General features: G+C 60.8%; 11 protein-coding genes. 8 read left to right on the top strand and 3 right to left on the bottom strand.

Going from position 1 to position 12,225, the window contains the following annotated elements:
• Positions 1-97 precede the first annotated feature (97 nt).
• The 5 genes from BN1129_RS19100 (at position 98) to BN1129_RS19080 (ending at position 4,272) form a co-directional block, all read left to right on the top strand.
• Positions 98-763, top strand: coding sequence for a GntR family transcriptional regulator (locus BN1129_RS19100; RefSeq protein WP_042038681.1), 666 nt, complete (start codon positions 98-100; stop codon positions 761-763).
• Positions 764-796: 33 nt separating this feature from the next.
• Positions 797-2,599 (top strand): aminopeptidase P family protein, encoded by a 1,803-nt coding sequence (locus tag BN1129_RS19095; RefSeq protein ID WP_042038680.1) that lies wholly within the window; start codon positions 797-799, stop codon positions 2,597-2,599.
• An 87-nt stretch (positions 2,600-2,686) separates the two neighbouring features.
• Positions 2,687-3,091, top strand: a complete 405-nt coding sequence (locus tag BN1129_RS19090; RefSeq protein ID WP_042038921.1) for a nitrous oxide-stimulated promoter family protein — start codon at positions 2,687-2,689, stop codon at positions 3,089-3,091.
• A gap of 122 nt (positions 3,092-3,213) precedes the next feature.
• Positions 3,214-3,666 carry a GNAT family N-acetyltransferase gene (locus BN1129_RS19085; RefSeq protein WP_042038679.1) on the top strand — a complete coding sequence of 151 codons (453 nt, stop codon included), beginning with the start codon at positions 3,214-3,216 and terminating at the stop codon, positions 3,664-3,666.
• 138 nt (positions 3,667-3,804) lie between these two features.
• Positions 3,805-4,272: an outer membrane lipoprotein gene (locus BN1129_RS19080; RefSeq protein WP_042038678.1), complete on the top strand. Its 468-nt coding sequence runs from the start codon at positions 3,805-3,807 to the stop codon at positions 4,270-4,272.
• A gap of 75 nt (positions 4,273-4,347) precedes the next feature.
• Here the strand turns inward: BN1129_RS19080 and BN1129_RS19075 are convergent, their stop codons facing one another.
• The 3 genes from BN1129_RS19075 to BN1129_RS19065 form a co-directional block, all read right to left on the bottom strand.
• Complete coding sequence (locus BN1129_RS19075) at positions 4,348-6,327, bottom strand: bifunctional 2',3'-cyclic-nucleotide 2'-phosphodiesterase/3'-nucleotidase (RefSeq protein ID WP_042038677.1); 1,980 nt, start codon at positions 6,325-6,327, stop codon at positions 4,348-4,350.
• A 127-nt stretch (positions 6,328-6,454) separates the two neighbouring features.
• Positions 6,455-7,075: an L-lysine exporter gene (lysE, locus tag BN1129_RS19070; RefSeq protein ID WP_042038676.1), complete on the bottom strand. Its 621-nt coding sequence runs from the start codon at positions 7,073-7,075 to the stop codon at positions 6,455-6,457.
• Positions 7,076-7,277: 202 nt separating this feature from the next.
• The gene (locus tag BN1129_RS19065; protein WP_042038675.1) at positions 7,278-8,060 is read right to left on the bottom strand and encodes a LuxR family transcriptional regulator; all 783 of its coding nucleotides are present in this window, start codon (positions 8,058-8,060) and stop codon (positions 7,278-7,280) included.
• Between the two features lie 62 nt (positions 8,061-8,122).
• On the opposite strand from BN1129_RS19065, the gene BN1129_RS19060 reads away from it, so the two are divergent.
• From BN1129_RS19060 to BN1129_RS19050, 3 genes are all read left to right on the top strand, one after another.
• On the top strand, positions 8,123-8,746 hold the full coding sequence (locus BN1129_RS19060) for an acyl-homoserine-lactone synthase (protein ID WP_042038673.1): 624 nt from the start codon (positions 8,123-8,125) through the stop codon (positions 8,744-8,746).
• A gap of 265 nt (positions 8,747-9,011) precedes the next feature.
• Complete coding sequence (locus BN1129_RS19055) at positions 9,012-9,911, top strand: LysR family transcriptional regulator ArgP (protein ID WP_042038672.1); 900 nt, start codon at positions 9,012-9,014, stop codon at positions 9,909-9,911.
• A gap of 86 nt (positions 9,912-9,997) precedes the next feature.
• A complete protein-coding gene (locus BN1129_RS19050; protein WP_042038671.1) occupies positions 9,998-12,019 on the top strand; it encodes an exoribonuclease II in 2,022 nt (673 codons plus the stop codon).
• Positions 12,020-12,225 lie beyond the last annotated feature (206 nt).

Here is a 12,225-nt window from a genome sequence, read left to right as displayed (position 1 = left end):
ATCCCCGCCAAACCTTGCCTTGTGTGCGGTTGCACGTTAGATTCAGCCCAACTTTATACAATATACAATTTCGTAACGATTCCCCTGTGACCCGACCATGACCCCACCCTACAAGACCCGAACCCAGATGGTGATGGAAAACCTCCGTGGCCGGATCCTGCGTGGCGAATTCCCCGCCGGCGCCCCCCTGCGTCAGGATGCCATCGCCAAGGAGCTGGCGGTGAGCCGCATTCCGGTGCGGGAAGCCTTGATGCAGCTGGAGGCCCAGGGGCTGGTGAAGTTCGAGGCCCACCGCGGCGCAGTGGTCACCATGCTGGACACTTCGGCCATCGAGGAGCTCTTTTATTTGCGAGCCCTGCTGGAAGCCGATACCCTGTTTCACGCCGTCGACAAGATGACGGAAGCCACCTTCGCGCAAGCGGAGGCGATCCTTGCCCAGTTTGATCAGGCGCTCGAATCAGGCACCCAAATCGAGCACTGGGCCGAGTTGAACCACAGCTTTCACGCCACCCTCTATCAGGCAGCCGGTCGCCCCCAGGCACTTGAACTGATCGCCCAGATAAATCTGAGCTGTGACCGCTATGTCCGCTTCGAGTTGCTGTTTGCCAGCGACGGCGTGGACAAGGCGGAGCGTGAACACGCCCAACTGCTGGAGTTGTGCCGCGCCCGGCGCAAGCACGAGGCGGTGGTACTGCTCAAACAACATATCGAAGCGGCAGGCCAGTCGATCAAACGGATCCTGGATAGTGGCCATAAAAACTGAACACTCATATAGCAACCATCTGGCACTAACGACATGAATCATTTCGAGATAATTGAAACCCGCGTGGCCCAAGTCAGAGCCGTGCTGGCCCTGCAGGAGCTGGACGCGTTTATCGTCCCCCACGATGACGAGCACCTGGGCGAGTACATTCCCGCCTACGCCGAGCGTCTGGACTGGATCACCGGTTTCAACGGCTCCGCCGGGCTCGCCATCATCATGTCGCAGCGGGCGGCCCTGTTCATCGACGGTCGTTACACTGTGCAGGCCCGTATGCAGGCACCGGCCGAGCTGTTTGAGTTTCTCCACCTCAATGAAGATCCCCACGTCCAGTGGCTGGCGGATCAGCTGCCGTCCGGCTCCCGGGTCGGCTTCGACGCCCGCCTGCACAGCCTGGCCTGGTATCGACACGCCAAGGCCGTGTTGACCGAGCGTGGTATCGAGCTGGTACGCGTGGAACAGAACCCCATCGATCTGCACTGGAGCGATCGCCCCGTGCCGACCAAGACCCCGGTCATCCTCTACAGCGAAAAGCTGGCCGGCCAGTCGAGCCAGGCCAAGCGTGAACTGCTGGCGGCAGATCTGCGCAAGCGCGGGCTGGATGCTGTGCTGCTGACCCAGGCTGAGCCCATCAACTGGCTGCTCAACCTGCGTGGTCGCGATGTGGCGCGGCTGCCGGTGGTGCTGGGCTTTGCCGTGCTCTACGCCAACACCAGCATGGATTTCTTCGTCGACACCGACAAAATTGACTGCTTCGCCTTCACCCAACACGTTGGCCAAGACGTCTCCGTCTACCCCATCGACAAGCTGGGTGACGTGCTGCAACGCATTGGTGAAGACCAGCAAAAAGTGCTGGCCGACCCCAACACGGCCAACGCCTGGACCCAGCTCATCATGGAAGAGGCTGGCGCCATCCTGGTGGCCGGCCAGGATCCGACCATGCTGCCGAAGGCGTGCAAGAACGAGGTCGAGCTGACCGGCATGTGCGCCGCCCATCTGCGCGATGGCGTCGCCGTCACCCGCTTTCTTGCCTGGTTGGATCGGCTGATCGCCTCCGGCGAGTTCGAGGGGGTGGATGAAGGCACCCTGGCCGATCAGGTGGAAGCATTCCGCCGTGAGCAGGAGCACTATGTCGAGCCGAGCTTCGATACCATTTCCGCTCTTGGCCCCAACGCCGCCATGTGCCACTACCGTCACACCAACGGCACCCCGCGCCCCTTCGGTCAGGACAGCCTCTATCTGCTGGATTCCGGCGCGCAATATATGGATGGCACCACCGACATCACCCGTACTATCAAGGTGGGTAAGGTGAGTGACGAGCAGAAAGCGATGTTTACCCGGGTACTGCAGGGCCATATCGCGCTGGATCAGGCCCGCTTCCCACGCGGCACCGCCGGCATCCAGCTCGACGTACTGGCCCGCATGCCGCTGTGGCAAGCCGGTTACAACTATGACCACGGCACCGGTCACGGGGTCGGCCACTTCCTGAGTGTCCATGAAGGCCCCCAGCGCATCGCGCCGAAAGGGAGCATGGTCGCCCTGCAACCGGGCATGGTGCTCTCTAACGAGCCGGGTTACTATCGGGAAGATGCGTTCGGCATCCGCTGCGAAAACCTGGTGGTGGTGACCGAGCAGGAACAGGTCGGCGAGCTGCCCATGCTGGGCTTCGAACGGCTGACTTATGTGCCGTTCGATACTCGCCTCATCGACCGCAGTCTGCTGAGCCCGGCAGAGTTCCGCTGGATCAACGAATACCATGTCGAGGTGTTCCGCCGCCTGAGCCCACTGCTTGAGGGCGAGGATCTCGCCTGGCTGGAGCAGGCAACCAGCCTCATCTGATGACACAGGGCCTGCGGGCCCTGTTTTTTCTCCCCCCTTTTGACCTGTATCAACACCCCAAACGAGCAGGTCAGGAGAATGGCGGCCATGAAAAGTCATCATGCCAGCCCAGCCCGGGGCTCACACGCCGCAGTCAGCAAACAGGCGAGTGACCACCCCAGACTCATGCGCGAGCAGCAGACGGTCAGCGCCATGATCCGCCTCTACTGCGACCACCATCATCAGGATCCCGCCTGCCGGCACTGCCAGCAGTTGCAAGCATTCGCCCACCAGCGCCTGCGGCGCTGCCGCTATGGTCACGGCCACAAACCCACCTGTGCCAACTGCAACATCCACTGCTATGCCCCGGCCATGCGCAAACAGATACAACTGATCATGAAGTGGAGCGGCCTGCGCATGCTGTGGCATCACCCCTGGCTCGCCCTGCACCACCTGCTGGACAGCCGTCGCAAGGCCCCCAGATTGCCCAGCAATCGGCCCCTGCCACCCTGAATCGGGCAGCTGCGGCGCCGGCCCCATCACCAGACCAGCTTGCATCAGTCCGGCTGGCCCACTAACCTGTGCTCCTTTTTTGACTGCCGCACGGCAGCACGCATGCAATGACAGGAGCCCGGATGCATCAGCCCCCCATTTTGAGAGTGGCTCGCCACACCGACATGCACGCCATCTGGCAGATCGATGTCGACGTCTTCGGGGAGGATACCTACCCCGGCTTCTTCTTCCGTCAGGCCATGGATCTGTGGCCCGAGCTGCTGCTGGTCGCCGAACTGGATGGCAGGCTGCTGGGCTATGCCCTGGGCGGGCTGGGACAGAATCGGTCGCAAGGCTGGCTGCTCTCACTGGCTGTGTTGCCCGAGGCGCGCGGCTTCGGCCTCGCCGAGCGCATGATGCTAAAGGTGGAGCAGGCGCTGACAGACTTGCGGGTCGAACACGTCAGGCTGACAGTGGATCCCGCCAATCCGGCCCAACGCCTCTACTTTCGACTTGGTTATCAAAAACTTGCCGAGGAGCGCGACTATTTTGGCCCGGATGAAGCTCGCCTGCTGCTGGAAAAACGGCTTGGCTGACCCGGCCGCTGACAACGTCTCTCCCCCCGAGTCTGATAATTGGTTACACTTTGCGGGTGTCATGCTCAATCCGCTTAGCGTAAAGTTAAACTCACTAACCGAATTAACCAGATCAGATGCCAGCCCAGGAGGCCCCTCATGTTGAAACGAACGACTCTTATTGCCCTGTTGGCCGCAACGACCGTCACTGGCTGCGCCAATAGCAATGTTTTCTCTGGCGACGTCTACACGAGGGATCGCGCCAAACAGGTGCAAACTGTCAGCTTCGGCACCATCACCTCCACCCGTCCCGTCACGATCCAAGCCCAAGATGAGTCTGTTTTGGGGACCATAGGTGGTGGCGTAGTCGGTGGCCTGCTAGGCAGCACCATAGGTGGTGGCTCCGGCCGTAACATTGCCACTGCCGGCGGTGCCATTGGCGGCGCGGCGGCAGGCAACGCCATCGGCAACAGGTTGAATCAGGTCGACGGCGTCGAGCTCGAGATCAAAAGAGATACCGGCGAAATCATCGTAGTGGTACAAAAAGCCAGCCCCACCTTCACTACCGGCGCACGGGTTCGTATGACCCAGAGCAACGGCAGGGTCAACGTGGCTGTGGTGAACTAAACACACGCCACCAGCTGCCCACGAAAAAGCCCTCGCACTGCGAGGGCTTTTTTTATCGCCGGTTTCAGTCAGGTATTACTGACGGATCAGCCGGAAGATAGCGTAGCCGGGGTGCTGGGCATCGTCCATCGGCAGGGTGGACTTGTACTCCAGATCCGCGCCAGCCAGCTGCTTGGCCTCTTCGCGGGGGGAGGAGTAGAGCCGCACGTCCACGTTGGCCGGCAGAGCCTTCATGTGCCAGTTGTTGTTGGCCGCAGGGCTGAAACCACCCGGGTTGTCAGCAGACTGGGCCTTCAGGTACTGGGCTATGATCTCCCGTGTCTCGGAGGGATCTTCATGCACTATGTTGCTGCCGTCGACACCCGGGAAGTGGCCACCACCGCTGGCACGGTAGTTGTTGGTCACCACGTAGAACTTCTGGGCCGGATCCATGGGCTGGCCGTTGAAGGTAAGCGCGCTGATGCGCTGACCATCGCTGACCTTGAGCCCTTCCTTGCTGTAACGGGCCGGCTGGGTGATATCCACCTCGTAGTTCACCCCATCGATCACGTCGAAGTTGTAGGTGGGGAACTTTTCGTTCACCAGCCACTGCACCTCTGTCTTGCCGGTGTCGATCTGGTTGAACTGACCGGCGCTCATCTCCAGCCACTCCTTGACGGTGGCACCATTCACCTCGACCACCTGCAAAGTATTCGGATAGATGTAGAGGTCAGATACGTTGCGCAAGGAGATGTCACCTTGGGCCACATAAGTGAAGTCGTTGATGCCATTGCGACCGCCACGGAAGGGCGCCGCCACCGACAGGATCGGGTAGGGCTCCTTGAGCAGACCGTCCTGTTGCAGCTGCTCGGCGTAGCGACGCTGGGCATCGCTCACCAATTGCACCGAAGGGTCGTCCTGCACCAGAGCGAAGAAGCTGTCGATGGAGGAGGTGATCTTGCCGAGCGGCTCATCCAGCCATTGGTTGGTGGCGTCGTGATCCGCCTGCACCAGATCCACAACCCGCTGATCCACGGCGCTGCCTTCGCTGGAGTCAATCTTGCGCAGGCTGGCCTGGCTCTGTTTCACCTGCCACTTGCCGCCCACCTGTTCCAGAGTGAGGTCTATGATACCGAGGTGATTGCCCCAGTAGCCAGGCATCACTGTCGGTACACCGCGCAGGGTGCCGGCCTGGTTGTCCACCTCCGGCAGATCCGGGAAATCGCCCGGGAAGTTCTTGTGAGCATGACCCAGCATCAGGGCATCCACCCCTTGCACCTTGGCCAGATGCCAGGCGGAGTTCTCCATCATGGCCTCGTAGCTGCTGGCGTTGATGCCGGTATGCGCCACCACTACAACAATGTCAGCGCCCTTGGCGCGCAGCTCGGGCACATAATGATTGGCGGTCTCGACCATGTCGGCCACCACCACCTTGCCCTCCAGATGACGCTTGTCCCACTGCAGCACCTGCGGCGGGGTCAGTCCCAGTATGCCCACCTTGACAGTCTGCAACTGGCCCTTGTCATCCTTCACCTTGCGCTCAAGCAGCAGGTAAGGCTTGAACTTGTTGCCGCTCCAGTCTATTTGCCCCTTGGCATCGCGTTTGAAAGCGCCCGCCTCGAACACGTTGGCGTTCACATAGGGGAACTTGGCGCCCTGCAGTGTCTTGGCGAGGTAATCCAGCCCGTAGTTGAACTCGTGGTTACCCAGGTTGCCGGCGTCATAGCCCATCTCGTTCATGGCCTTGAACACCGGATGGGCCTGCTTGTCGAGGTAGCCGGCACCGGATTGCTCGAAGATGTAATCCGCCAGCGGCGTGCCCTGGATCAGGTCACCATTGTCGAGCAGCAGGTTGTTGGGGTTTTCGGCGCGGGCCGCGCGGATCAGCAGCGCGGTGCGGGAGAAGCCAAACTTGCGATCCTCCTTGTTCTGGTAGTAGTCGAACCCCAGCACGTTGGAGTGAATATCGGAGGTCTGGATCAGACGCAGGGCAACCGTTCCCGGTTGCGCCTTGCTGTCGTTTTCGTTGCTACAGGCAGACAACAGCACTATGGCTGCAATAGCACCCAGCTTCATGGTTTTATTCACTGTTTTGTTCCTTTTATTATGAGTGTCGCTTTACCAGCGGCAGGAATTTAACAGACGAATATGTCAGGGCATGAAGCTGGGATTAATTTTTATGAGGTACGACACAAAAAAAGCCTTATGAGGTCAGCAAAGTTCCGCTAACCAGTTGCAACGCCAACCCCAGCATGATGAAACCAACAATAGTATCAATAGCTTGCTGGACCCTGCCGCGGGCAAGCCAGGGCGAGAGCGCAGCCGCGCCAAATGCCAGGCTGTAGAACCAGACTAGGGAGGCCAACATGGCCCCGGCTGCAAAGGCCGGTCGCAACTCCTCGGCAAACTGACTGCCGAAGGAGCCGAGCAGCATCAGGGTATCCAGATAGACGTGAGGATTGAGCAGCGTCACCCCGAGCGTCATGGCCAGCACGCTCTTTAACCCCATCAACCGGGGCGAGTCCGCCAGTGCAGCCCCCTGCCCCCGCCAGGCACTGCGCAGGGAGCGAATGCCGAACCAGCCGAGAAACAGCACGCCACCCCAGGTCAGCAGTGCCAGACCCAGGGGGCTGGCCGCCAGCAGATTGGCCCCACCGAAGACCCCAATTCCGATCAGGATGAGATCGCACAGACAGCAGAGCGTCGCCGCCAACAGATGGTGGTTACGGTGGATGCCCCGGCTCAACACGAAGGCGTTCTGGGCACCGATGGGAATGATCATGGCAAGGCCGAGAGTGAAGCCTTGCAGGATAGTTGCAAACATGAATGAACCGTCCAAAAGAGAGGTTGGACGGCACTATAAGGGGCAACGAAGTGTTCAGAGAAATTCATAAATCTTCTGATACATTCATTTTTCTAATCAAGCGAATTCCTGATGGCAGGAATGACCCCCATCCGGCACCAACTGTCAATTGCATGATCTGACAATTGTGAGCCTGTCGCTCTGCCCCGAAAATCAGCAGGTTTTATTGCATCAGCTTGGGGAAGTTGGTGACAAGGACCTGCTCCAGATTGGGCAGCAAAATGCCACTGCTCACCCCCTTGGCGATGGCCTGGTAGCGATTCATCGACCCCGTTTTACGGGTGACCTGATTGAGGTGGTAGTTCACGGTACGTTCCGTGATCCCCAGGATGCAGGCAATTTCACCCGACGTTTTCCCTTCACTGGCCCAGAACAGGCATTCGGTCTCCCGGTCAGTCAGGGCCTCCTGAGGGTCATCTTCCCGCAGACTGACCCGCACAATCCGGATCGCCGCCTCGAAGATGTAGTTGGACATCCAGGAGAGGATGGGCGAGGAGTCCAGCAGCAGATCGCTCGACGCCTGCTCGGCGGTAATAAACGACAGTATGCCGTTTTCCCCCGCCGCACCGTGCAGCGGAAACGAAATGCCGTTGCGCAGTCCGAACTCCGCCGCCAGCCCCATCACATCCAAACTGCCCTCTTGCAGAAAACGCGCCCGTCCTTCCAGCCGGTTCCAATAAATGGGCAAGGTCTGCTTGCGGGCCAGCTGAATGATGGGATCACAGGCCAGCATATGGTTGGCCGTATAGGCCTGCACCCAGGAATCGGGGCACTGATTGAACAGCACCACCTTGGGCCTTTGCATCGACATGGGAATGATCAGCGCGAACCGGTAGTAGTCATAGCCCATACCGAGCGTGAACCGACCGATCAACTCGGCCAAACGATCCCCGTCCGTTACCAAAGTGAAATGTTCGAGGTACTCAAGCAGTTGGTCTTGTTTCATATGCTAGCCCCCCTGGCCAGGGCCTCGATTATAGCGCCGAACACTAAAATGGAGACACCTGAATGCTTGTTTTCAAAGGAAAATTAAAAGAACACCCCAGATGGGAGGTAGAAAACGAGCTTTATCGCTTCCGTAATCGCGTCTTCTCCGATCGCCTCGGCTGGGATGTGGAGTCCCACCGTGGCCTGGAGCAGGACAGCTTCGATACCCCGGACACCCATTGGGTGCTGATCGAGGACGAAGAAGGCCTGTGTGGCTGCATCCGGCTGCTCAGTTGCGCCCAGGATTACATGCTGCCCAGCATATTCCCCAGCGCCCTCGCCGGTGAGGCACCACCGCGCAGCAACGACGTGTGGGAGCTGACCCGCCTTGCCATCGACGCCAACCGGGCACCGCGCATGGGCTGCGGGGTGAGCGAGCTGACCTGTATTATCTTCCGCGAGGTCTATGCCTTCGCCAAGGCGAAGGGGATCAGGGAACTGGTCGCCGTGGTCAGCCTACCGGTGGAGCGCATCTTCCGCCGTCTCGGCCTGCCCATAGAGCGACTCGGCCACCGTCAGGCGGTGGATCTGGGCGCAGTGCGCGGGGTCGGTATACGCTTTCACCTGGATGAGCGCTTCGCCCGTGCTGTCAGCCAGCCCATGCAGGGCGAGTATGCCGATGCCCGTGAGCTGGTCACTGAGTGATAATCACCATAAAAAAATCCCGGGGTAAGGCCCGGGATTAAAAGTGCTCGCTATGGCCCGTTTCCACCCCATGCAAAAACGGACGAAAAGGAGTATCCACTGAATATCTTTTGACCACCACTGTCACATCTCACAGTGACAAACCTGCTTCACCCCGCACACCACGCCAGCCGGGCCTGTCGGCGATATGGCCAGCGCAGCGTTGTCCTGCCGCCGCCACTCCAGTAGCATCCCTTCTAAATACCTTTACGGATAAGGAATACTGATGAAGGCGTTGGACTACAAGCTGCTGCTGGCGCTGGATGCCGTGATGCAGGAACAGAACTTCGAGCGGGCCGCCCAGCGTCTGCACATCACCCAGTCCGCCATCTCCCAGCGCATCAAGCAGCTGGAGCAGCAATTCGCCGAGCCGCTGCTCATTCGCAGCCAGCCGCTGCAGGCGACCCCCCTTGGCCAGAAGCTGCTGGCCCACTACCGCCAGGTGCGCCAGCTGGAACTGGAGCTGGCCGGCGAGATCGATCCTGACGAACCGCAGGCCCCGATCCGGGTCAGCATAGCGGTCAACGCCGACAGCCTGGCAACCTGGTTCCTGCCCGCCCTGGCCCCCTTGCTGGAACAGCACCCCATCGAACTGAACCTGCTAGTGGATGACGAGTGCCGCACCCTGGACCGGGTGCGTGAGGGGCAGGCCTTCGGCGCTGTCAGCCTGCACGGCCAGCCACTGGCGGGCTGCTGCGTCGACGAGCTAGGCGAGATGCGCTACCTGCTCACCGCCAGCCCTGCCTTCGTCGCCCGCCATTTTCCCAATGGCATGACCCAGGCAGCGCTGGCCAAGGCGCCGGCAGTGGCCTTCGATCAGCGCGACGACATGCATGTGAGCTTCATGGCGCGCCACTTCGGGCTGGAACCCGGCGGCTACCCTTGCCACACGGTGCGCTCGTCGGAGGCCTTCGTCGCCATGGCCGAGCAGGGGCTCGCCTACTGCCTCATCCCCGAACTGCAGATCCGCCAGCAGCTGGCCCAGGGGAGCCTGCTCGATCTCAGCCCTCAGCATCAGCTCGTCGAGCGCCTCTACTGGCACCGCTGGGTGCTGGAGCGTGGGCTGCACAAACAGATCTCCCAGCGCCTGATCGATCAGGGGCGCCACGCACTGTACAGGGGTTGACGGGGCCATTCACCTTGGCTTTGGAGGGGTAAAAACGTATAGTGCTGGGCGTTTCTTCATCAGGTCTCCACTCAGGTTCCTCACTTATGTTCCAAGACAATCCGCTGCTGGCCCAGCTCAAGCAACAAATCCGCGAAAACATCCCCAAGAAAGAGGGTGTGATCCGCGCCTCGGACCGGGGCTTCGGCTTTCTGGAAGTCGATGAGAAGACCAGCTATTTCGTACCGCCTCCCTACATGAAGAAGGTGATGCACGGTGACCGGGTGAGCGCCCTGATCCGTACCGAAAAAGAGAAGGAAGTGGCCGAGCCGGATGCCCTGCTGGAGCAGGCGGTGACCCGCTTCGTCGGTCGCGTGAAGATGTTCCGCGATCGCCTCAACGTGGTGCCGGACCATCCGCTGATCAAGGATGCCATCAAGGCCCGCGCCAAGAAGGGTCTGGATGAGAAGTCCTTCCAGGAAGGGGACTGGGTGGTTGCGACCCTCAAGCGTCACGCCCTGAGTGATGGCAACTTCTCCGCCGAGATCAGCCACAAGATCGCCGATCAGGAAGACCACAACGTGCCCTGGTGGGTAGTGCTGGCGCGCCACAACCTGGCCCAGATTGAACCGGCCGATCTGCCCGAGTGGAACGTCATCGAGGAGGAAGAGCTGCCGCGCACCGACCTGACTGCGATCCCCTTCTTCACCATCGACGGCGCCAAAACCAAGGACATGGATGACGCCCTGGCCATCCGCAAGCTGGACAACGGCTGGGAACTGCTGGTCGCCATCGCCGATCCGACCGCCTATGTGGCCGAAGGCAGCGAGCTGGACAAGGAAGCCGCCCAGCGCGCGTTTACCGTCTACATGCCGGGCCGCAACGTGCCCATGATACCGCGCACCCTCTCCGACGAGCTCTGCTCCCTGAAAGAGGGTGAGGAGCGCAACACCCTGTGCGCCCGCCTGCTGATCGCCGAAGATGGCCTGCTGCTGGAAGAGACCGAATTCTTCGCCGCCCGCATCTGCTCCCATGCCCGCCTCAACTATGACGAGGTCTCCGATTGGGCCGAGCATGGCAAGGAGCTGACCATAGACGCAGGCGTCATGGCCCAGCTGCCGCTGATGAAAGCCATGACAGAGGCGCGCATCGCATGGCGCACCGAGCATGCGCTGGTGTTCCCGGACAGACCCGACTACGACTTCGAGCTGGGTGAGAACGGCGCCGTGCTGGCCATCCACGTGGAGCCGCGCCGCATCGCCAACCGCATGATCGAAGAGTCGATGATCGCCGCCAACATCTGCGCCGGTCGCGTGCTGGGCAAAAGTGTCGGCTACGGCATCTTCAACGTCCACACAGGATTCGATGAAGAGTCCCTCGACGGCGCCATCGACCTGCTGAAAAGCGCCGACGCCCCGTTCGAACGCGACGAGATCGCCAGCCTGTCGGGCTTCTGCGCCCTGCGCCGCTGGATCGACAACCTGGATACCCGCTGGCTGGATGGCAAGATCCGCCGCTTCCAGAGCTATGCGTTGATGTCCGCCGAGCCGGGTGCCCACTACGGCCTGGGTCTGGATGCCTACGCCACCTGGACCTCCCCGATCCGCAAATACGGCGACATGGTCAACCATCGCCTGCTCAAGGCCGTCATCGCCGGCAAGACCCCGGGCGAGCGCCCGAGCCAGGAACTGACCGATCACCTGACCGCCTGTCGCCGCCTGCACCGCATGGTGGAGCGCGACATCGGTGACTGGCTCTATGTCCGTTACCTCAAGGCCGATGCCGGCACCGACAAGGTGTTCAACGCCGAGATCATCGACGTGATGCGTGCCGGTCTCAAGCTGCGTCTGCAGGAGAACGGAGCCGTGGTCTTCATGCCTGCTCGCCATATCCTCGACAACAAGGATCGCCTGGAATGCAACTGGGACAACGGCCGCGTCTATCTGGACAAGACCGAGGTGGTCTACGAGCTGGGCCAGATCATCGAGGTCAAGCTGAGCGAAGCGGTGGAAGAGACTCGCTCCCTCATCGCCAAACCGGCGGTCGAGCTGGTGCCGGGCCCGGCACCGGAAGCACCGGTGGCCGAGAGCGCTGAGACCCCTGCCAAGACCGCTCCCAAGGCGGACTAAACCCGGCGTCAACAACTGGATATCCATAAGCCCGCAACTCTGCGGGCTTTTTTATACCCCTTGTTCATGGCCAGCCGGAAGACAATGCCCCGCCCCCAAGCCCCCTTGAGCCAACAGACGAACGCTCTGAGGAGCGGGTGGCCCGACGAGGAGATGGCCAGGAGTGCCATGACCCTCTACCTGTCATGGCGTTGACCAGCTTGGGG

The organism is Aeromonas popoffii (assembly GCF_000820025.1).
In the GTDB taxonomy this organism is placed as follows: domain Bacteria; phylum Pseudomonadota; class Gammaproteobacteria; order Enterobacterales; family Aeromonadaceae; genus Aeromonas; species Aeromonas popoffii.
Note: the sequence above shows the minus strand (reverse complement) of the source record. Positions and strands in the feature narration are given on the sequence as shown.